Origin of the sequence: Candidatus Pantoea formicae (assembly GCF_011752625.1) — a bacterium.
Lineage (GTDB): Bacteria > Pseudomonadota > Gammaproteobacteria > Enterobacterales > Enterobacteriaceae > Pantoea > Pantoea formicae.
Genome location: NZ_VWXD01000003.1, coordinates 320791 through 342726, shown reverse-complemented (window position 1 = coordinate 342726; position 21936 = coordinate 320791). Strand labels below are relative to the sequence as shown.

Here is a 21936-nt window from a genome sequence, read left to right as displayed (position 1 = left end):
CTTACAGCATATTTTTGGATTTAAGGAAATCACGTGCTACTTGCTCAGGCGACTGGTGATCGATATCAACGCGCTTATTCATCTCGGTAATCGCCTCGTTAGTGATTAACGGCGAGAGCTGATTAAGTGCCGTATCCAGTCCTGGATGACTCTCCAGCACATCTTGGCGTACCACAGGTGTGACGTTGTAACTTGGGAAGAAGTGTTTATCATCGTCTAACACTTTGAGTTCAAAGCCTTTGACGCGACCGTCAGTGGTATAAATCAAGCCCGCATCGACAAATCCATCCCGCACTGCGTTATACACCAAGCCAGGATCCATCTGACGAATCTGTGGGCGGTCCAGCGGCATGTTGTAAGCTTTTTGCAGAGGCTTCAATCCATCAGAGCGACCAGAAAACTCCAGATCGAGACCCAACTTCCAGTTATGGTCCGGGTCGTTTTTGCGGACTTCTTCGAGTTTGGCGACCAATTGTGACATGGTGCTGATGCCCTCTTTTTCCGCACGAGAACGCTGCATGGCAAAGGCGTAGGTGTTGTTCATTGGCGCAGGGTCAAGCCAAATCAGGCCCAGTTTCGCGTCCAGCTGTTTAACCGTTTTATACGCATCCTCCGACGACATCGGCTTATTGATGTGATTGAAGATAATCAGTGAAGTCCCGGTGTATTCCCACGTCATATCAATTTGTTTATTGATCATTGCGTTACGACCAATAGTGGTGGCGATATTGGTTTTAGGCACCACCTGAAACCCTTTTTTCTGCAACCACATGACGGTCATCGCGGACAGGATGTGTTGCTCGGTAAAGCTCTTGGTGGCCATCACAATCGGTGTGGCGGCGGCCGCAGATTGGCTTATCGCCAGGGTCGCGGCTAAGGCAGCGTGTTTAGCCCAACGCGTTAAAGTATGTATCTTGCCCATCACTGAGTTCCTTGTATTAAGCCGCAGAGTGCGGGCTGAGGAAACGTCCCAATGCTGCTAACAGCATATCGAGAATTAGCGCAAATAAGGCCGTTGCTACCGCGCCGAGGATCAGTGTCGGGAAGTCATTGAGGTAAATACCGGGGAAGATAAGTTCGCCGAAGCTGCTGGCACCAATCAAGAACGCCAGTGGTGCGGTCCCCACATTGATGGCGGTCGCAATGCGTACGCCAGCCAGAATCACCGGCAACGCGTTAGGGATTTCCACCTGTACTAAGCGTTGAAACTTGGTCATGCCGATACCATTGGCGGCTTCAATCAGCGACGGCGGAACCGCACTCAAACCGGCAAAGGTATTACGCACAATAGGAAGCAACGAGGCGAGAAACAACGCGATCAACGCGGGACGGTCGCCAATGCCGACGATCACCATCGCCAGCGCCAAGACTGCCAGCGGGGGCAGCGTGTTGCCGACATTGAAGATCTGCATCACATATTCAGCCCAACGACGGGCGAAAGGACGGCTGAGTAAAATACCGCTGGGAATCCCCATTAGCAGCGCGAAGAACATCGACCAGAAAACTAAAAACATATGCTGCTGACCGAGGTAAATCAGGTCTTCTTTACGATCACGTAGCGTATTGAGCCCGATTCCCCACACCAGCAGGGCAATCACCACTACAATAGCGAGCAGTGCGAACCCGACTCGACGGACGGGCGATGCATGTTGCATGCGAGTGTCTCCCTGATTCGAAAATTCGTTTGGTATCGTGGTGTCATTCTTAGGGTGGCGGCGTAAGCTTGGTAAACACGCATACGAAAATCCTTCACCCTGACAAATTGCAGATAAAATGACTATTTGCGACGACTTTCTCAGCGAATAACTGGAAAGTGGTTCTAAAAGCTATAGCAATCCTCAGCGTGAAGCGCCAGTTTTTACGGCAAAATCAGACAGATAGAAATGGGCAGAATTCCGGCTTAGCCCGCATGAAATAAGGCATTACCCAACAATAAAAAATTTTCATCGAAATAAGTGACGGCGTCACAAGCTGGCGCACGCAGAGGAAACTCATCTGATGGAAAATCAGCTAGCCTTGAAGGAAAAAAGGGAATCGTATGACTGAAACTGCAGAATTGAACACGGAACATCGCCACTGGATCCTCATCGCCTGCATGTTAGCCATGTTTATGGCGGCGATTGAAGTCACCATCGTCGCTACCGCTATGCCCACTATCATTGCTGAACTTGGCGGATTTGCGCAGTTCGGCTGGGTATTCTCCATCTATTTGCTGACCCAAGCGGTGAGCGTGCCGCTTTACGGTCGTCTGGCAGATATGTGGGGACGCAAACGGTTGTTTTTCATTGGTGTGTCTCTGTTTCTTCTCGGTTCAATCCTCTGCGGTTTTGCTCACACCATGACGTGGTTAATTTTGTTCCGCGCGTTTCAGGGATTGGGCGCAGGTGCGATTATGCCTCTCACCACCACTATCGTTGCTGATATCTATTCACCACGTGAACGTGCCAGCGTTCAGGGCTGGCTCTCCAGTGTCTGGGGCGTTGCGGCGATCATTGGGCCGCTGAGTGGCGCTTGGTTGGTGCAGCACTTCAACTGGTCAGTTATTTTTTGGGTTAACGTGCCCATTGGTTTGTTTTCCATGTTGCTGCTGGCACGTTTTTTACCGGGCCGCGAACACCATAAAGGAGCCACGCTTAATCTCACCGGCAGCTGTTGGCTGATGATTTGTGTCACGGCGTTGCTGGTCGCGTTACTACAGGCCGATGCCCTGGGCTACTGGCTGCTGGCTTTCCTGTTATTAGCGTTGCTGGCGGGATGGCAGCTTAAACAACATGAACAGCGAGCCGCAGCGCCGCTGTTTCCTCTGGCCATCTGGCGTAGTCGGTTAATTGTTGCGGGTAACGCCGGCAATCTGATTATTGGCGCCACCATGATGGGCATCAGCGCCTTTCTGCCAACGTGGATTCAAGGTATTACGGGCGGAACCCCCCTACAGGCGGGCAGTGCACTGGCAATGATGTCAATTGGCTGGCCACTGGCCAGTACGTTAAGCGGCAGATTGATGTTGGTGACATCTTATCGTTTCACCGCCCAGCTCGGTGCATTTCTGCTGATTGCCGGAAGTGCGCTGTTGCTGCTGTTGCGAACCGACAGTTCAATTATGCAGGCGGGGTTAACTGCTTTTGTGATTGGTACCGGTATGGGCATGACCAGCACCACCTTTTTGGTCTCGGTACAAAATCATGCACATTATGAAATCCGGGGGATCTGCACCGCATCGATTATGTTTAGCCGCATGTTGGGGTCGGCGATTGGCACCGCGCTAATGGGGGCGGTGCTGAATTTCAACCTTGCGCTGCGATTGCCTCAGGCGGACGATCCGATGCAGAAAATTATGTCGCATGAAAGCCGACAGGCATTGCCAGAAGACACTCTGCATAACTGGACTGAGCAGATTGCCACCTCGTTACATTGGGTGTTTGTGGTCGCGCTGCTGATTGCGATGCTGACACTGTGGATTGCATGGTTAATGCCCCGCCAGCGGCCGGAAGCAGAATAGAAAAGGGCAAATGCTTGTCTGCATTGGATGATAACGCACTCTGGTGCCGCTCAGGGGCTGGCGGTACAGGTGATAACGCGGTCTGATGCCCTCAGGGGCTGGCGGTACAGGTGATAACGCGGTCTGATGCCCTCAGGGGCTGGCGGTACAGGTGATAACGCGGTCTGATGCCCTCAGGGACTGGCTGTACAGGTGATAACGCAGTCTGATGCCCTCAGGGACTGGCTGTACAGGTGATAACGCAGTCTGATGCCCTTAGGGGCTGGCGATACAGGTGATAACGCAGTCTGGTGCCGCTCTGGGGATGGCTGTCCTCGCGCCGCTGACGCGGTACCTTCACTTCACTCGTCCGCCTGACGGACCGGTGCAGACGGGACTTTCCCTGTCCCGGCTGCACCTTTCGCCAGCATCCATGCTGGCTCTCCTGGCTTCCTCATTCCGTTCAGCGCTGCGAAATGCCATCCCCAGAGCGGCACCAGCCTGCTTGCTAACTTCCGTTTACGCTGCTGGAAAGGGCACGATGACTCAGGCAATAGCGTTTTGACTGCTACAAAGGGCGAGATGACTCAGGCGATAGCGCTTTTACTGCCACAAAGGGCACAGTGTTTGAGGCCACGGCGCCTCTGATGCTGCAAGGGCTATTCGCAGCGCTGAGGCGAAGACGTTGTGCCAGGAGCCAGGCGCAGGGATGCGACAGGCAGTTCGGGTAGGCCAGGACGGCCGTACCCGAACGTTCCGGCCGGCACGACGTTGCAGCCGAAGGCACCGCGCAGCGGCGCGAGGACGGCCCGGCAGCGGCAGTGGTGCTGTGGCCCGCACTAACACGCTTACAAAAAGTAAAGGCTGCCACTTCTGAAAATGGCAGCCTCACTCGAACAGAAGCTTAATTGACAAGTATCAGGGCTAAGTGCCGCCCGTTCAAACATTACTGTGCAGGTGCATCCTGAGAACTGCCTGCGCTGGCCGGAACATTACTCTCGGTGTCACGGCCATTTTTCTTGTAAACGATTTTCTGGGTGTCATTTTCGCAGTGGCCCACAACTTGACCACCCGCACCATCTGCCTGATCATTAGGCACGATATCCAGCGTGAAATCCGATTCGGCTACGCCGTTACTGACGATCTTCTTACTGATATCCGCTTTAACACTCTCACAGGAGGCCTGCGCCAATACAGGCAGTGCAAGCATCGCCATCAACATCACTGCATTACGTTTTTTCATCACACTCTCCTTGGTTCTGAATTCCCTAGAAAACTATAGCAGCAACAGCGAATTAAGGTGCAACGGGACGGCCAGTGCGGCGATCGAGGCAACGCAGGGTATTGGGTTCCCAATAGGCGTTGACGTTGTAGCTCTTTTCGCAGGAGTCACGGGTATCAAAAGCCCGGTCGGCCTTATCAAACTCTTTCTCAACGCGAGTATTGACCTTATTGCGCAGGTTACGCGTGTCATTCCACTGCTCTTTGCTTTGGCGCGCCGCTTCGTTGCTGGAAGCACTATTGCCGTTTTCAATGATCAGCCGATCGGTTTGTGCTGATGCCAGCGGTGCAGCCAGCAGCGCGCTGGAGGTCAATACGCCAGCCAGCAAGACAGAAAACAGTTTTTTCATTGTCATTTCCTTTAGTTAACAACAGCCCAGCCGGGAAAAGCGGCTGTAACAACCTTGGGCGCTAGTATATCATCGCTGCTTCTTTGCTCACCAGCGGTGAGCCGTCTGTTTAGGCTAGAGAGAGAATTTATATGCTGGTGAAAACCGCGTTACTGTTTTTTATCACTGCGATCGCAGAAATTGTTGGCTGTTTTCTGCCGTGGCTGTGGTTGAAGAAGGGGATGACGGCGTGGTTATTGGTGCCTGCGGCGACCAGCCTGGCACTGTTTGTCTGGCTTCTGACGTTACATCCCGCTGCCAGTGGACGGGTTTATGCGGCCTACGGTGGTGTCTATGTCATGACGGCGCTGATATGGTTGCGCGTAGTCGATGGCGTCAAATTAAGTGCATGGGATTGGGTTGGGGCGTTGGTGGCGTTTAGTGGCATGCTGATCATTGTCACCGGATGGGGTCGCGCGTAGGGCGCACACCGCAGGTGCGCCCTGAGTCAATATCAGCCCTTGTGCACTTTCAAACCGGCAAGCGTCTGTGCAACCGGCATGATTTCCAACGTGTTGATGTTGACGTGCTTAGGCAGTGTGGTCACCCAGTAAACCGCTTCAGTCACATCTTCTGCGGTCAGCGCGGTAGTGCCTTCGTATACCGCATCGGCGCGGCCATCATCGCCTTTGAAACGCACATTAGAGAATTCGGTGCCGCCGACTAAGCCGGGCTCAATATCGGTGACGCGCAGTGCGGTGCCATGTAAATCGGTACGCAGGTTAAGGCTGAACTGACGCACGAAAGCTTTGGTGGCGCCGTAAACGTTCCCACCGAGATAAGGCCAGCTACCGGCGATGGAACCTATGTTCACAATATGCCCGACGTTGCGTTCAACCATGGCAGGGAGTACGGCACGCGTCATATACACCAACCCTTTGTTATTGGTGTCGATCATGTTTTCCCAGTCTTCAATGTTCGCTTTGTGCGCCGGTTCGACACCCAACGCCAGTCCAGCATTGTTCACCAGCACATCAATATCGCGCCATTCAGCAGGCAAAGCCTCAATCGCTTCATCGATAGCCGCACGATTACGCACGTCCAGCTGAACGGTATACAGATTGTCTCCCAGCTCATCTTTCAATTCTTTCAAACGTTCAGCGCGACGTCCGCTGGCGATCACTTTGTGACCTGTGGCAATGAAGCGGCGGGTAATACTTTGACCAAAACCGGCAGTGGCACCTGTAACAAAAATAATCATCTCACTGTTCCTTAAAGAATTGCATTTGAAATTAACTGATTGATTTTCATCTTAAAAAATCATGAAAGTAAAAGAGGCGTAGAGGCACATAGTGATTAAGTTGCCAGTTACGGATTGGTGATGTCAACCAAGTTTGTTTTGCGATGGAATATTCATGCCACAGAATCTAACACGATGACAAATAAGAAATTGATGGTTGTAAAGCAGCGGGGATAGTAAGGCCGTACCGGGGTGCGGCTACGGCCTCAGTCATATTGCTTAGCGGATGTTGATCAGCGCCAGATCCTGTGAACCTGAATAGAGGTCAGCGGCTAACGCTGTTTTGTCATCATCAACCTGGAACTGAGTCACGGACTGTTGCAAGTTCACGACCTGCTGTTGCAGCGAGCTGGCCGCTGTTGCCACCTCGGAAACCAAGGAAGCATTTTGCTGAGTCACGCCGTCCATCTGTTGAATGGCGATATTAATCTGTGAAATGCCACGCGTCTGTTCCCCTGAGGCCAGCATCACTTCATCCATGATCTCGACGACTTTCTTCACATCGAGCATAACCTCATTCATGGTGACTCCGGCATCTTTGACTAATCCTGAGCCCTGCTCAATATTGCTCAACGAGTGATTGATCATACTGCCAATTTCCTTGGCGGCAGTGGCACTGCGCTGGGCGAGTACCCGGACCTCCGAGGCCACAACAGCAAATCCGCGTCCTGCTTCACCGGCACGCGCCGCTTCAACCGCAGCATTTAAGGCCAGCAGGTTTGTCTGGAAGGCTATACCGTCAATCACCCCAACAATGTCACCAATTTTTGCTGAGCTTTTCTCGATTGAACTCATGGTCGCCACGACTTCGGATACGACATTTGCGCCACGAGAAGCCGAGTCCGAGGCCTTCTGAGAAAGGGCATTGGCTTTGCGGGTGTTATCTTCGTTATTTTGCACCGTCGCCATGATCTGCTCCATGCTGGAGGCGGTTTCGTCCAGCGAGGCAGCCTGCTGTTCAGTACGGCTGGAAAGATCGATATTGCCGATGGCAATTTCTTCCACACCGGTGCCGATAGCGTTTGTACCATTGCGTACCATTAGCACCATATTTTCCAACCCATCACGCATACGCTGTACTGCCGCGAAGAGTTGAGCAATTTCATTTTTACCGGAGATATCGATACGTGCGCGTAAATCGCCTTCTGCTATACGGTCAAATACCGTAATCACATGGTTAAGTGGTTTCACAATCAGATTGGTCATCACTGACCAAGCCAGCCCTGCAAGCACCAGCGCACAAGCGATACAGAAGTATAGCGTAAACTCCATACGCTTTACTCGGGCACTGGAGTCATCATAAGCGACATCAATACTTTTTAATTTAAAGGCGACCAGCGCCTTTGAAGCCTGATCGAACGCACCATACAGCGCCGTTGATTTTCCAGCGCGCTGGCGGTACTCATCCAATTTACCCGCTTCCAGCGCATCAAATGCCGGATTAATGAATTCCTTCATTAGCGCTTCACGTGTTGAGGCCATTTCAGCCGCAATCGGTTTCTCTGCTGAAGATTGCGGATACTTCAGGTATTCCTGCCATTTAGCACTGGCGTTATCTATCTTGCCTCTGGCACGTTCGAGTGCAATTTTGGCTTTTGCAGTGTCGCCGTTGCCGACGAGCGATTCATAGAGACGTAAGTCCAGTCGCCCACGTAATAATAATTCTGAGCTCTCATTCAGTGCGACCAGACCTGGCAATACCTCTGTATCCACAGTGGCAAAGGATTTATTACCGGACTGGACGGCAACCAATCCCAATATACCGACGAACAACAGTAATGCGGTCAATGAAAAAACCATCATGCTCAGTGCTGTGCGAATCTTTATCCTTCGAAACATCGTGTATTCCCTGATATTGATAAAATAGCGAGATGATAAATGTTGATAAATTAACGCACCAAGAAGCCACATTTGTGACTTCTTAATCGTTAACTTAAATCATGCTTAATTTGACGTTTTTAGTCTTTTGCCATGAAATTTTGCAGCTTCTGATGATAAAACTTGGCTTGCATCATGGTGCCGTGCCCGCTGGTTTCAGCACTTGCCGGTATAACAAATAACTCGGCATGTTTAATCTGATGTAACTCTCCTTGCAAAATGCCGGTTTCAACGGGGTTTCGCTCGTCGTCCGCGGAATTAATAATGAGCATGGGCGCAGTAATACGGCTCAAGTTGGGCATCGCGTTATAATTTGCGGATGAGTTCCAGATATAAATGAAATCGTTGGCATCTGCCGTAACCGGCGCAGCGAGACGTTCATCCACCAGTTTATCGGCTAAGGCGTGAGTAGGGGCTTTGTGCTGATAAGCCAGCGTGCCGCCTGTGGTCGCAATACTGAACATAATATTCGCCGTTTTCAGCGCAGGGGGTTGCTGCTGATAATTCCCTTCAGCCCAAGCCGGGTCGCCTTTAATCGATTCAATCAACATGCGACGTAGCATCCAGTTGCGCCCAGACAACTCGTTAGGTTGCGAAGCCATCGGCACCAGCTTATCCATCATGGTCGGGTACTTTTCCCCCCACAACCAGGTCTGCATGCCACCCATTGAATACCCCATTACGAGGCGTAGATGCGAGATCCCCAAACCTTCTTTAATTAACCGATATTGTGCGGTCACCATATCGTCATAATCGTAGTGCGGAAAAGCCATCTTTAAGCCATCGGAAGGTTTAGTTGATTTTCCTGACCCAATCCCTTCGGGAATAATGATGAAGTATTTGCTGATATCGAGTGCCTGCCCTGGACCAAAGAGTTCTGCTGCAAATCCTGGGGCGAGAAAGGCGCTCAAAGGTTGGTTAGTACCGTGTAGTAATAATACCGCTGGTTTATTCTTATCACCCAGTGTTATATAGTGGATACGCAGATCATTGAGTTTTTCACCGCTGTTAAAGCGAAATTCTTTTGCCACCCAGTCTGCCTCTTGCGGGGTAGGTAATTGACTGGCGGCGTGTGTCATTGGTGACAAGGTTAACAGAATGGCACTCGCCACTCCTGATATCATGCGATTAAACATAAATGTCGCTCTTATGTGATTTGCGGTTCCCTGGAAGCCAGATATTAGTTTTTAAAGAGATAAATCCCAATTAATATCAACGGCATTAAAAGAAAAGCAGACAATAATCTTTCTTTTTGAGTTTTAACAAGACGATTTTCATCCGGTTTTTCTTAAGCTAATACATATGGCAGTGATTCTCCTTTTAATTGAAGGGAGCTATGTTTAGCTCCTTGCACTTTTCTTCTGCTGTTTAAATGAAAACCCCACGGATTTACTGAAGTGTTGCTTTGCACCGGAATCGTGCAGCTTTGCACATTGTTGGCGCATCATCATCTTCCTGTTACCCCTTTTAAGCGTGAATCCTCAGAGCTTTAAGTTTGTCCAAGGAGGCAACCGTTTGCGCATTCGTTTGCGCGCCTAAATTTAGCTCATTGAAAACAAAAGCTATTTTTCTTTGTTTGGCATGTCTCTTGCAAATTGCTCTTAAGGCAATCTTCTGCAACGACATGGTCCAAGGAATCGCTATGCCTTACGTCTCTGAAACTCTGCTGCGCGCTAGCTTTTTTGATATTACCGCTCTGGCTACCCAGCCAGATGACATCCTCGCCAACGCGCGCTATCTCGAAGATGGCCTGCTGACGTTGCGTGAGGGCAAAGTGGTCACGCTGGAAAGTTGGGAGATCGCAGAAGGGCGAGTTGATGTTACGCAGGTCATCGATCTGCGCGGCAAACTGATCGTCCCAGGCTTTATCGACACACATATTCATTATCCGCAAACGGAGATGATAGGTGCTTTTGGTGAGCAATTACTGGAATGGTTGAATCAATATACTTTTCCGGTGGAAAGCCAATATCACTGCCCCGATCATGCTGAGCAGATGTCCGCCTTTTTCTTACAACAATTGCTGGCAAACGGTACGACCAGTGCCTTAGTGTTTGGCACCGTCCATCCTCAGTCCGTGGACGCGCTATTTAGTGCGGCGGAAAAACTGGACATGCGGCTGATTGCGGGAAAAGTGATGATGGACCGCAATGCACCTGACTATCTGACTGAAACACCAGAAGAGAGTTATCAGCAGACTAAAGCGTTGATTGAGCGTTGGCATCATCGGGGTCGCCTAAGCTATGCGCTGACACCGCGCTTTGCGCCCACCTCATCACCTGAACTGCTGGAGAAGGTGCGGCAACTGCGTGAAGCTTTCCCAGACACCTGGCTACATACCCATCTCAGCGAGAACCAGCAGGAAATTGCGTGGGTTAATGCTTTATTCCCTGAGCACGACGGTTATCTGGATGTGTATCACCAGCATCAGCTCACCGGCAAACGCAGCGTGTTTGCGCACTGTTTGCATCTTGAGGAAAGTGAATGGCAATGCCTGCACGATACTGATTCTTCTATCGCCTTTTGTCCGACGTCAAACTTGTTCCTCGGCAGTGGTCTGTTCAATATCAAACGCTGCTGGCAACAGGGGGTGCGTATGGGCATCGGTACGGATGTGGGGGCGGGTACCACGTTCAATATGCTGCAAACGCTGGGTGAGGCTTACAAAGTAGGACAACTGCAGCAGTACAAGCTCAGTGCCTGCGAGGCCTTTTATCATGCGACCTTGGGTGGCGCGCATGCGCTGGACTTGGATGACAAAATAGGCAATTTCAACGCCGGTAAAGAGGCTGATTTTGTCGTGATTGACCCGGCAGTCTCCCCTCTGCAAAAACTGCGCAGTGACAATAGTAAAGACATCTGGGAACGGTTATTTGTGATGATGACGCTGGGCGACGATCGCAATATTTATCAAACCTGGGTCAGCGGCAAGCCCGTATGGCAGCAGGAAACACATCAGCCTGTAGAAGGTTGTTGCCAGCCGTCGAAACTGCCAGGATAGAAGCATCCCGCCGCACCGGTTGTGGCGTTGCTGATTATCAGGAGCGATAATGACTTCACGCGTTAATCCGTTTTTTACCGTCAGTCCCTTGCCTTATCAAACCCCGCCGTTTGATCTCATTCAGGAAGAGGATTTTCTGCCTGCGCTGGAAGCCGGTATCGAAGAGAAACGGCAGGAGGTCGCAGCGATTGCCAGCAATAGTGAACCTGCAACCTTCGCCAACACCTATGAGGCGTTAGAACGTTGTGGCCAACTGCTGAAACGCGTCAATATGGTGTTTGGTGCCATGACATCGGCGAACACCAGCGATCGTCTCCAGGAGATTGATGAGTTAATCACGCCAAAGCTCACCGCGCTGAGTGATGAAATCCATCTCAATAGTCAGCTATTTGCCCGCCTCGACAGTGTTTATCAGCATCGTGGCTCACAATGCCCTGACGCAGAAGCTATGCGCCTGGTGGAAGTCACCTGGCAACAGTTCCAGCTTGCTGGGGCAAGCCTGAATAACGTCGATAAAGAGCGGCTACGTGCCTGCAATCAGGAGTTAGCCACCCTCAGCACTCGTTTCGGTAATAAACTCCTGGCGGCAACGAAAGCGGGGGCCTACACCGTAAGCAGTCCTGTGGCGCTGGCTGGACTGAGTGAAGAGGAGCTGGCGCATGCTAAAGCCGCAGCAGAATCGCGAGGGTTGAGTGGAGAATGGCTGCTGCCACTGCAAAATACCACGCAGCAACCGGCATTACAGTCACTGGAAGTCCGAGCTACGCGTGAGGCGCTTTTCAATCAGGCACTGACGCGCAGCGAGCAAGGGGATGATAACGATACTCGCGCCATTGTGTTACGCATGGCGCAACTCCGCGCACAACAAGCGAACCTGTTAGGTTTCAACACCTATGCAGAGTGGAGTATGCAAGATCAGATGGCGAAAACACCGGATGCTGCCTTCAGCTTTATGCGGAATATCGTGCCAGCTGCCCGCGCACGCGCCGAGAGTGAGGCCGCCGATATTCAGCAAGCCATTGAACAGCAGCACCATAGCTTCACATTACGGGCATGGGACTGGAGTTTTTATGCTGAGCAGGTGCGTAAGGCTAAATACGCGTTAGATGAGAGCCAAATCCGCCCCTACTTTGAACTAAACAGCGTACTGGAGAGAGGTGTCTTCTGGTCCGCCAGTCAATTGTTTGGCATTCGATTCCATCAGCGTCATGACTTGCCGGTCTATCATCCAGACGTCAACGTGTATGAAATTTTTGATGCTGATGACACGCCACTCGCGCTGTTCTACACAGATTTATACAAACGCGACAACAAAAGTGGTGGCGCCTGGATGAGCAACTTCGTTGATCAAACAACATTGCTCGCGACCAAGCCGGTGATTTACAACGTGTGTAACTACACCAAACCTCAGGCGGGCCAACCGGCGCTGCTAAGTTGGGATGAGGTGATCACGCTGTTCCACGAGTTTGGCCATGCGCTGCATGGTTTGTTCGCTTCACAGCGCTATCCAAGCCTGTCAGGCACTGCCACACCTCGTGATTTTGTCGAGTTTCCGTCACAGATTAATGAGCATTGGGCCAGCAACGAAGCGGTGTTTGCCAACTATGCGCGCCATTATCAAAGCGGTGAAGCCATGCCCGCTGAGCTGCGTGAGAAGATGGTTCGAGCGTCGAAGTTCAATAAAGGCTATGACATGAGTGAACTGCTGGCGGCAGCGTTACTGGACCTGCAATGGCATTCGCTGACTACACAAGATAACCCGCAGGACGTCAGCCACTTTGAGTTACAGGCGCTGTCCGCCGAGAACATGGCGTTGGCCGCTGTGCCGCCACGTTATCGTTCCAGCTACTTCCGCCACATTTGGGGAGGGGGTTACGCCGCGGGTTATTACGCCTATATCTGGACGCAGATGCTGGCAGATGACGGCTATCAGGCGTTTGTTGAGCGAGGAGGGCTCACCCGCGAGAACGGTCAGCAATTCCGTGAGCATATCCTGTCGCGCGGTAACAGCAGCGATTTGCAGCATTTATGGCTGGCATGGCGTGGTAAAGCGCCGGAGATCGGTCCAATGTTGAAAAATCGCGGGTTGGAAGACGCGTAGTTGATCGGGCGCACCGTTATGCGCCCGTTCCGTTTAACCCAACGGTCCCCCTTCGATGGTGTCACACATACCGGCCAGCACCCGCTCGCCGGTCTCATTTTTCAAATCCTCATACCATGCAGCCGTCACTGCGGCATCTTTTGCATGGGTCACATCACAGCGTTTGCGCGCCTTCAACACCAAATCTTTGGTGCGTTCTACGCGTCGTGCTTCGTAACGTCGCAGTGCATCTTCGATCCCGAGCGAATGTGACGCCAGCGTTTGTGCCAGTACCACGGCATCTTCCATCGCCGCACAGCCACCTTGTCCAATGTCTGGCGTCGTGCTGTGAGCCGCATCGCCCAGCAGCGCGACGCGCCCCTTTACAAAACGGCTAAAAGGTTCGATATCGTGAATTTCAACGCGATTGGTGGTCTCTGGGTTAATGGCGTCAATCAGACGTTGTACGGGGGCGGCCCAGCCTTTGAAGTAGCCCTGTAAATCTGATTTAAGCGATATCCGATCTTCCGCTAATCCCTTCGGCAGGGGTACGTCAAAGAAGAAGTAAAAGCGGTCATTACTGACTGGCATCAGTGACACGCGCTTGCCTTCGCCGACAAACGTAGTCCACTGATCGGCGGGTGCGATACGCTCATCCACCTTGACCAAACCATTCCAGTTAACATAACCGGCATAGCGACGTTCAACGTTTTCACCCAATACGTAGTGTCGAACCACAGAATGTGTTCCATCGGCGGCTACCAGAAAATCACCTTCGGCTTGGCTGCCATCGTCGAACCAGGCGCTGACACCGGTCGCCGTCTGTTCGACTTGGGTGACGCGTTTGCCAAATTGAATCCGCGACCGGCCATAGGTATCGAGCAACATCGCTTGTAATTCCGCTCGTGCAACTGGATACGGGTACTCACCCACCTGTTGCACCAACGGCGACATACTGAAACGGGTGAGGGTGCTACCGCTGTGCGCATCGTTGTAGGCCATAAATGCCATGTTGCCGCCCAGCGCGCGCAGGGTTTCTTTCATACCCAAGGCGTTCAAGCATTTGACTCCATTTGGCCAAATAGAGATCGCCGCACCCACCGGCTTCATCTCTTTTACCGCTTCAAACACGGCAGTTTCAAATCCCGCTTTCTCGAGCGCAATCGCGGCGCTCATGCCACCTATACCCGCTCCAATGACTATCGCTTTCATAACCGTCTCCTTTGTCTACCAATGGATGCTTGCAACTTTTGTACCAAGGGAGGTGGAAGTGAGGTTAATGATTTAACATCATGAATATAAAGAATTTATTGTGCAATGATGATTTCATTGATGCACGTATGTGGTGCGGAGGCTTGCACGCATTAAGGGCGTTTATGCCCTTTGTCTGAATCGAAGGTTTCAGTGTGGTATTTGGTCATGAACGCGCCATACTTTTAGCTTCACGCTACGAGGAGCTTCCCATGAAGTGGATAATGGTCTTTACGCTGTTATTGAGTGTTAATGCCTTCGCGCAAACCCAATGGCAGCCAGAACGCAAAGCGCAAGTCGTGCAACTGACACCGGTTGCCGCTAAATGTGACCTCTCATCCTGTCAACAGAACTGCTATGTACAGCAATCGCAGTGCAAAAATGACAACGGCGGCGGCTGCGGTTCACTTGCACAAATTTGCGTACAAAACTGTTCGAGTCAGTGCAAGTAAATGAAATAAAACTGTCATAACAGGGTGCTAGCGTGTTTCCCCGGCAAGGTAATATTCTGATAACAGGGGAAAATAATGAAAACCCGCTACACGCTGATTGCAACGGTTTTACTGCTGGCTCAGCAGGCACACGCGGCAACACTGCCGCAGGCTGCCGCACTCGCGGCACAGACTTCTACCGGCTCTACGCCGGGTTACACCCAACTTGAGCAGCAGTCACTGCAGGCTGAGCGCAAGTATCTGCAAGGCGATGGCTCCACGCTTACCCGTGATGCGCTGGAAAAAGCCAAGCAAAACAGTACGCAAGCTGATAAAGCATGGTTGAAAAAAAGCGGTTACGATTTCAACGTGAAGCAAAATCAACAAGCGGGGATTGCGTTGCTCTCTGGCTTTAGCACGCTGCCTGCCAGCGTACTGGACGCCAATCGCGCGACGGTCACCAATATCAACCTGAATGCCACGCAGAATACGCGCCATCAGGCACTGCAAGATGCGGAAGCGATCAGCAGCCTCTATTTCCTCTCCGATGCGATGGGCCCACGTTTGGGCAAAGCTTTCCTCGCCGCTTATGACAAAGGCGAAATCAGTAAAGCCGCCGCACTGATCAAAGCCAGCGAAGTGAGCACCAGCGCAGCGAAAAAGCACTTCAACTACCCACGTCCTTTCCTGCATGAAGGCAACACCATTCACCTGGTGCCGGATGATGTCGTGGTAAAAGACAACGTGCGCTATACCGCTGATGGCGGTTCGTTCCCAAGTGGCCACACGAACACCGGCTATACCGACGCGCTGTTAATGGCGGAAATGGTGCCAGAACGCTTTGAGGCGCTGGTGACGCGCGGCGCGCGCTATGGTTACTCTCGCTTAGTGTTGGGCGTGCATTATCCATTGGATGTAATGGGTTCACGCATGGTGGCAGAGCGTAACGTTGCTACCTATCTAAACGATGCTCGTTATCAAGTGCTGTTCAAAGAAGCGCGCGATCAATTGCGTGCGGCGCTGGAGAAAGAGTGTGGTACTTCCCTGGCGGAGTGCGCACGCACAGTCGGTAAAGACGACCCTTATCGTTCACCCGACATGAAGCAGTTCTATCGCTTCACCCTCAATTACAATCTGCCGAAAGCCAATGTGAAAAATACGGCGGTTCAGGTTCCGCAAGGTGCAGAGATTTTGCTGAAAACGGCGTTGCCGCACCTTTCAGATGCGCAGATTCGCCAATTAATGGTGAAAACGGCACTGCCAAACGGTTACCCGTTGTCGGGTAATGCTGAGCAATCATTCTGGCAGCGGGTTGATTTGACCGCAGCCTACGCGTCAGCGAAGAAATAAGAACATCAGGGCGCGCTGTTGCAGTGCGCCCTGAGCAACCTTACTTTGATCAATCGACGATAAAAAGTTTCGCGCCTTGGGTGGTTGAGGAGCGATGCGCTTCGGCATTATCCGCCACCTGATAACTCACTCCCGGGGTTAAGGTGAAGGTGCGACCATCATCCAGTTCGGTCACCATTTCCCCTTCCAGACACAGCAAAATATGCCCCTTACTGCACCAGTGATCTGCGAGGTATCCAGCCGAATACTCGACCATCCGCACGCGGATGTCGCCAAAACGTTGCGTGCGCCACAGTGCGAAGCCCGTGTCACCAGGGTGCGTTTCTTCTTCGATAGTGTTCCAGTCGGTGATGCCAAACGGCAGCTGATTGATTTTCATGAACATATCCTTATTAAATTAATCAAACGTCCACTATTACCGCTTGGCTAAAAATAAGCCACAACAATCAACCGACGTCACGCCACATTTCACCCATCGCCAGTTCAAGTTTTTTGAATACCCGATAACGGGCATCATGAAAAGCAAACCGTTCTGGCCTCGGTAGCAACTCGCCGGGATTAATCTGCACCGCCTGTTGTACTGCCGCCGACAAATATGGCCAGACACCGACCCCCACGCCGGCACAAAGTGCTGCACCTAAAGCGCCCGTTTCTTTGCATTCGGCTACACGGATAGGAATACCCAGCACGTCGGCAAACATCTGTGGCCAGATGCAGCTTCGCGCCGCGCCGCCGGAGAGAATCGCCTGGGTAAAGGGAATGCCTGCCGCGCGTAAACGGTCGACGTGCGCACGATGCGCAAATGTCACGCCCTCGAACAGCGCAAACAGCATGTCAGCTCGGGTATGCCAGCCACCCAAACCGTAGAAACCCGCTTTAGCCGGTTCGGATTTGCGACCGGAGTAGAGGTAAGGGTGATAGAGCGGCAACTGGGCGTTGGGTTCGACGTGCGCCACGGTGTCGCTGCTGCGTGCGGCACCTTGTCCGCTGCGTCCATCATCAAATTCACGCAGAAACCAGTCCAGATTGGCGGCCGAAGTGGCACTGGCTTCAATTGCCATAAAGCGATCTTTCTCAATAATCGAGTTCATAAACACCGGACGCAAATAGTCGGGCTTATCAACCACGACCTGATTGATACTCCAGGTACCCGCCACGATGGAAGCTTGCCCCGTCTTCACCACACCTGACCCGACGGCACTGGCCACTACATCGAAAATCCCGGCAACCACGGGGATACCTACAGGTAATCCTGTCAATCGTGCAGCTTGTTCAGTGACCTGACCCACCACCTCGCAGGATTCACGCAGCGGCGGTAGCAGGGCGAGGGCGTCTTCGATATCGTAGAGCGCCATCAGTTCACGGCTGTAATTGCGTGGGCGATAGTCAATCAACCCGGCGCCTGCGGCATCCGAGTAGTCAGCACTGATCGCGCCACTCAGAAAATGCGCAATCACATCCTTTGCACAGAGTAAATGCCCCAGTCGGCTCCAGCGATCGGGTTGATGCTGTTTGATCCAACTGATCAGCACCGGCGTTGCGGCGGGCCAGGGTTTTTGCAACGACAGGCGATAAATCGCCTGATCTGCACCACTCAGCTCCAACGCCTGTACCCTAGCAAGGGCGCGATGATCAATAGATTGAATGCCAAACAGCGGTTGCTGCTGCTTGTCCAGCGCATACAAGCCATTGCCATGTCCTGCGGCCCCAACGGCAATGACTTCACGCGGATCGCTGCCCGCCTGCTGAAGACAACGGCTTACCGCCTGGCTCACGCCGTGCCAGATATCTTCCACTGGACGCTCGGCGTAGCCTTCCTGCGGCTGGTGGGTTTCACCGGCACACTCGGCGACCGAGAGCACGCGCCCGCTGAGATCAAACAGCACCGCTTTGATCATCGTGTTTCCGGCATCAATACCGAGAATTTGACTCATATCTCCGACTCCGTTTGGCTGGCGAAGACGGCGCACCGCTTAAGCGCCGGTGCAGGTCATGCTTAACCCTGCTGATAAATTTCCAGAGCATCCGGGCCACTGGCACCCTGATGAATGATCGCCATTAAAGCCTTGACCACGCGCGATGGATTATCGTGCTGGTAGACATTACGGCCATACACCATGCCGCTGGCTCCTTGCGCCATTAACGCAGCACTTTTTGCCAGCACCGGCCCAAGCTCGCCTTTGCCGCCGCCGCGCACCAGCGTTGGGCAGCGCGCGGCTTCCACCACGCGATGAAAATCTTCAATATTTTCCGTTGGATCGGCTTTGATGATGTCCGCACCCAGCTCCCGTGCTAAACGCACCAGTGGCACAATTTTTTCCACATCTCCCAATGAACCATATGCCGCACCTTGCCCGGCGGGCGCCATCACCAGGGGTTCAATCATCAGCGGCATCGCATAGCGATCGCACGCCTGGCGCAGCCGACCAATATTTTCCACGCACATGCGGAAAATGCCGGGTTCATCGGGGATCAAATAAAGATTAACCACCACAGCGGCGGCATCCATTTGTAAGGCGGCGAGAATAGGTTCATCAGGATTGTGCAGCACTGCCCACATTTCGCGGTGACGAGCGGCGTTGTAAGCATTACCGACGTCGGTACGCATCACTAAAGCGGGTTTACGACCAGCCACCCGCTGCAGCAAATCGGCCTGGCCATAATTCACCTGAATCGCATCTGGCTGGGCTGCGATCAGGTTCTCCATCACACCTTCAATATTCTCCAGCCCAATAAGAAAGTCAGGTTCGTTGGCGATACCGTGGTCAATGGCGACATCAAGGCATTTGCCGTGGTGAAAAAGACGGTTCATACGCACTTTATTGGTGACTAACATGGTGGATTTCCTCCTGAAAAACGGTGGGGTCAAGGTCTTTAAGGCCGTGCCAGCGCGCAAGGTTGGCGCAGCTTCGTTGCAGATGTTGCACTCGCTGGAGTTCACTCCAGCCCAGCGTGGTGGCCAGCAGATGTGAAATCTCCTCTATCAGCAGTGGAGTCAGCTCGCCGCAGATGGCCAGTGACGTCCGGCGTACTAACAGGTCCTCCAGTTGCCGAACCTGCTCATGCTCAATCAGATATCGCAATTCCAACGCGCTGTAAGCTTGATGATGTTGCAGCGGCTGCTCCCCCTGTTGCTGGATCCCTTGCAGGATTGGCAAGGCTCGCGAGCCATAGCGCTTCACTAATTGCGTCACACGTGCAAGGGGTAACGCATACTGTTGAGCTAGTTGGTTAAGCCAGTGAGGTTGCTCGGAGGGTTTAGGGAAATCACGACCGCCCCCAATGGGCAGGTCATCACTCGACAGACGGCGCTTTTCACCGATCAAGCGCAATACCCGGTCTGCGGCTTCTGCACCAAACTGACGGAAGGTGGTCCATTTGCCGCCGACCAGACATAACAGGCTATAGGCATGTGCAGCATCGGGCGGCAGCAAGACTAATGAGTGGTTACGCGATATTTGCCCATTTACTTTGGCGTCGCTGGCGGGCAGCGGGCGAACTCCGCAGAAGGTGTAGAGGATGGCGGACTCTGGGACAACGACGTCTGGGAACACGAAACGCAGTGATTCGAGGATGTAGGCTTTCTCCTCTTCCTCACAGACGACGCTATCAGGATCATCCACACGGATATCGGTAGAACCCAACAGCACTTTGCCGAACCAGGGGAACATGATGCATACGCGGCCTTCCTGGTTTTCGAAATAGACCATTTCACCGTCGAGCATCTGTAGCAATTCAGGATGATCAAGAATCAGATGTGAACCTTTGGTGCCGCCAATCAACTTCGCCGATTTCTCCCTGGGTGCGAGGCGCTGATTTAGTTGGTCTATCCACGCACCGCCAGCATTCACCAGCACATGGGGTTGCAGGGTGAAACGCTCACCGCTTAAGACGTCTTGTAACGTGACAGATTCTCCATCTGCACTTACCAATTCCATATAGTTGAGTGCCAGCGCGTCGGAGCAGGCGCATTCGGCATCTTCGATAAGCTCATAACCCAGACGTTCGGGGGCGCTGATCCACGCATCATAATAACTGGCGCTGTACTTGACCCAAGGAGCAAAGCCGGGCCAGCGGTCGCGCGTGGCAGTTTCTCCACGGACCTGGTGTTTGGGCATCGACCCGTACTGCCGTGTGTAGATGTCGTACAGGCTTAAACCCGTTTTGATCAACAACGCCCCGCGGCGCGCAGGTTTGTCACTAAGGCGAAGAAAACGGCGTGTAGCGTTGATAAGACCGCCGCCGAGGTTATCTATAGGTACCGTGGTACGCAGAGGGAATACATAGTGAGAAGCGTTCTTCAGCAGTCGGTCACGTTCGGTCACGGACTCCTTGACCAGCGTAAACTCACCGGTTTCAAGATAGCGTAATCCACCGTGAATCATACGGGATAAGGCTCCACTCGCGGCCTGACACCAGTCACCTTTTTCCACCAAAATCACCGGAATGCCCTGTAGTGCCAGTTCACGAAACGTACTGATGCCGTTGATGCCGCCGCCGACAATCAAGACTGGCGTCGTGGTGCGCTGCCGTAAGGCGCTGAGTCGTTGCTCGCGTGTTGCATTATTCTCCATGGATTGCTCCTCGGCTCATGGCCATATCGAGTACACCTGCGGCGGTGGATTCATCCGTGACGATGCCTTTTAGCCATTGCCCCCGCAGTGCACAGCGGATGGGATCCACCTTATCTCGTCCGGCTACCACCGCCATTGAAAAAGGAATACGTTGCAGCTCAGCTAATGTCAGACCCACCAACCTCTGGTTGTCTTCGAAAGGCGCCGGTTGACCTTGTGAGTCCAACAGCCAGGCCAGCAGTTCACTGCGTGCCCCGCTGGTTTCGATGCTGGCTGACGCGTGACGTGCTGCCAGGTTTAAATCGTAGTAGCTGGAACTGTCGCTGTGAATCGACCCCAGTCCCACCACGGCGATCGACGCGTTGCGTGCTTTTTCCAGCACCTGGTCCACGGCACTGATGCGCATCAACATGTCGCGCTCGGCAGCTGAATCAGTAAAGAGTGGGGCGTGAATTTGCCAGGCATGACCGCCAAGCCGTGCCGCCATTTCTGACGCAACATGGTTCACATCGGTGTAATGTTTGCCCTGAACGCACCCTAGTGCAGGGACGACCTGTACATCGAATTTGCGTGCAGGGTGTAAGGCTTCCACTAAAGCGCTAACACCTTTGCCACCCGTGATGGCAATGACATCGCCATCTTTCAGGCGCGAGAGCAGATATTCTGCTGCCGCAACCCCCACCATTTGTAAGCTTTGTTCCTCGCTGCGAGCCACATTGGGTGCGACGACCACCTGCTGTAGCTGTGCGAGTCGCGCCAGGTCGCTTTCTAGCTGATGGGCAGAGAGCCAAGGAGACTTAATCGTAATTTCCACCATGCCGCTCTCTTTACCTTGGCGAATCAACCGATTAACGCTGGCGACGGAGAGATCTGTTTCTGCTGCAATCTCTGACTGTTTTTTGCCATCAAGGTAGTACATCACCAGCACCTGATAGATTTGTCGGGCGCTGTGGAATGCAGGATGTTCATTTTCCATTTCCATT

General features: G+C 52.6%; 19 protein-coding genes. 6 read left to right on the top strand and 13 right to left on the bottom strand.

Annotation, left to right across the window (positions count from 1 at the left end; genetic code table 11):
- Window position 1: 1 nt before the first annotated feature.
- Window positions 2-922 (bottom strand): glycine betaine ABC transporter substrate-binding protein, encoded by a 921-nt coding sequence (locus F3J38_RS10315; protein ID WP_167137965.1) that lies wholly within the window; start codon window positions 920-922, stop codon window positions 2-4.
- Between the two features lie 16 nt (window positions 923-938).
- Window positions 939-1655, bottom strand: coding sequence for an ABC transporter permease (locus tag F3J38_RS10310; RefSeq protein ID WP_167137962.1), 717 nt, complete (start codon window positions 1653-1655; stop codon window positions 939-941).
- A 383-nt stretch (window positions 1656-2038) separates the two neighbouring features.
- Between F3J38_RS10310 and F3J38_RS10305 the strand changes: the two genes are divergently transcribed.
- The gene (locus tag F3J38_RS10305) at window positions 2039-3499 is read left to right on the top strand and encodes an MDR family MFS transporter (protein WP_167137960.1); all 1461 of its coding nucleotides are present in this window, start codon (window positions 2039-2041) and stop codon (window positions 3497-3499) included.
- Window positions 3500-4424: 925 nt separating this feature from the next.
- Here the strand turns inward: F3J38_RS10305 and F3J38_RS10300 are convergent.
- Window positions 4425-4721, bottom strand: a complete 297-nt coding sequence (locus F3J38_RS10300) for a DUF1161 domain-containing protein (protein ID WP_167137958.1) — start codon at window positions 4719-4721, stop codon at window positions 4425-4427.
- A 52-nt stretch (window positions 4722-4773) separates the two neighbouring features.
- Window positions 4774-5109 carry a DUF1283 family protein gene (locus F3J38_RS10295; protein WP_167137955.1) on the bottom strand — a complete coding sequence of 112 codons (336 nt, stop codon included), beginning with the start codon at window positions 5107-5109 and terminating at the stop codon, window positions 4774-4776.
- 131 nt (window positions 5110-5240) lie between these two features.
- Between F3J38_RS10295 and F3J38_RS10290 the strand changes: the two genes are divergently transcribed.
- Window positions 5241-5570 carry a YnfA family protein gene (locus F3J38_RS10290; protein ID WP_205298210.1) on the top strand — a complete coding sequence of 110 codons (330 nt, stop codon included), beginning with the start codon at window positions 5241-5243 and terminating at the stop codon, window positions 5568-5570.
- Between the two features lie 32 nt (window positions 5571-5602).
- On the opposite strand, the gene ydfG is transcribed toward F3J38_RS10290, so the two are convergent.
- The 3 genes from ydfG to F3J38_RS10275 form a co-directional block, all read right to left on the bottom strand.
- Window positions 5603-6349 carry a bifunctional NADP-dependent 3-hydroxy acid dehydrogenase/3-hydroxypropionate dehydrogenase YdfG gene (gene ydfG / locus F3J38_RS10285; RefSeq protein ID WP_167137952.1) on the bottom strand — a complete coding sequence of 249 codons (747 nt, stop codon included), beginning with the start codon at window positions 6347-6349 and terminating at the stop codon, window positions 5603-5605.
- 258 nt (window positions 6350-6607) lie between these two features.
- Window positions 6608-8227 (bottom strand): methyl-accepting chemotaxis protein, encoded by a 1620-nt coding sequence (locus F3J38_RS10280; protein ID WP_167137948.1) that lies wholly within the window; start codon window positions 8225-8227, stop codon window positions 6608-6610.
- Window positions 8228-8346: 119 nt separating this feature from the next.
- Window positions 8347-9402, bottom strand: a complete 1056-nt coding sequence (locus F3J38_RS10275; RefSeq protein ID WP_167137945.1) for an alpha/beta fold hydrolase — start codon at window positions 9400-9402, stop codon at window positions 8347-8349.
- A gap of 506 nt (window positions 9403-9908) precedes the next feature.
- On the opposite strand from F3J38_RS10275, the gene guaD reads away from it, so the two are divergent.
- Together guaD and dcp are read left to right on the top strand one after the other, a co-directional pair.
- Entirely contained in the window at window positions 9909-11267 is a 1359-nt protein-coding gene (gene guaD, locus F3J38_RS10270; protein WP_167137942.1) for a guanine deaminase, read from the top strand.
- A gap of 49 nt (window positions 11268-11316) precedes the next feature.
- Window positions 11317-13368 carry a peptidyl-dipeptidase Dcp gene (dcp, locus tag F3J38_RS10265; RefSeq protein WP_167137939.1) on the top strand — a complete coding sequence of 684 codons (2052 nt, stop codon included), beginning with the start codon at window positions 11317-11319 and terminating at the stop codon, window positions 13366-13368.
- 33 nt (window positions 13369-13401) lie between these two features.
- On the opposite strand, the gene hpxO is transcribed toward dcp, so the two are convergent.
- Window positions 13402-14559: an FAD-dependent urate hydroxylase HpxO gene (hpxO, locus tag F3J38_RS10260; protein WP_167137936.1), complete on the bottom strand. Its 1158-nt coding sequence runs from the start codon at window positions 14557-14559 to the stop codon at window positions 13402-13404.
- Between the two features lie 251 nt (window positions 14560-14810).
- Between hpxO and F3J38_RS10255 the strand changes: the two genes are divergently transcribed.
- Complete coding sequence (locus F3J38_RS10255) at window positions 14811-15050, top strand: hypothetical protein (protein WP_084935001.1); 240 nt, start codon at window positions 14811-14813, stop codon at window positions 15048-15050.
- A 75-nt stretch (window positions 15051-15125) separates the two neighbouring features.
- The gene (locus tag F3J38_RS10250; protein ID WP_167137932.1) at window positions 15126-16379 is read left to right on the top strand and encodes an acid phosphatase; all 1254 of its coding nucleotides are present in this window, start codon (window positions 15126-15128) and stop codon (window positions 16377-16379) included.
- A 49-nt stretch (window positions 16380-16428) separates the two neighbouring features.
- On the opposite strand, the gene F3J38_RS10245 is transcribed toward F3J38_RS10250, so the two are convergent.
- From F3J38_RS10245 to F3J38_RS10225, 5 genes are all read right to left on the bottom strand, one after another.
- The gene (locus F3J38_RS10245; protein ID WP_167137929.1) at window positions 16429-16758 is read right to left on the bottom strand and encodes a DHCW motif cupin fold protein; all 330 of its coding nucleotides are present in this window, start codon (window positions 16756-16758) and stop codon (window positions 16429-16431) included.
- 67 nt (window positions 16759-16825) lie between these two features.
- On the bottom strand, window positions 16826-18313 hold the full coding sequence (locus F3J38_RS10240; RefSeq protein WP_167137926.1) for an FGGY-family carbohydrate kinase: 1488 nt from the start codon (window positions 18311-18313) through the stop codon (window positions 16826-16828).
- Between the two features lie 62 nt (window positions 18314-18375).
- Complete coding sequence (locus F3J38_RS10235; protein ID WP_167137923.1) at window positions 18376-19215, bottom strand: class I fructose-bisphosphate aldolase; 840 nt, start codon at window positions 19213-19215, stop codon at window positions 18376-18378.
- A complete protein-coding gene (locus F3J38_RS10230) occupies window positions 19199-20953 on the bottom strand; it encodes a glycerol-3-phosphate dehydrogenase/oxidase (protein ID WP_167137920.1) in 1755 nt (584 codons plus the stop codon). Before F3J38_RS10230 ends, F3J38_RS10235 begins: the two co-directional genes overlap by 17 nt.
- Window positions 20943-21935 (bottom strand): sugar-binding transcriptional regulator, encoded by a 993-nt coding sequence (locus tag F3J38_RS10225; protein ID WP_167137917.1) that lies wholly within the window; start codon window positions 21933-21935, stop codon window positions 20943-20945. The genes F3J38_RS10230 and F3J38_RS10225 overlap by 11 nt, the downstream gene beginning before the upstream one ends.
- Window position 21936: the final 1 nt, after the last annotated feature.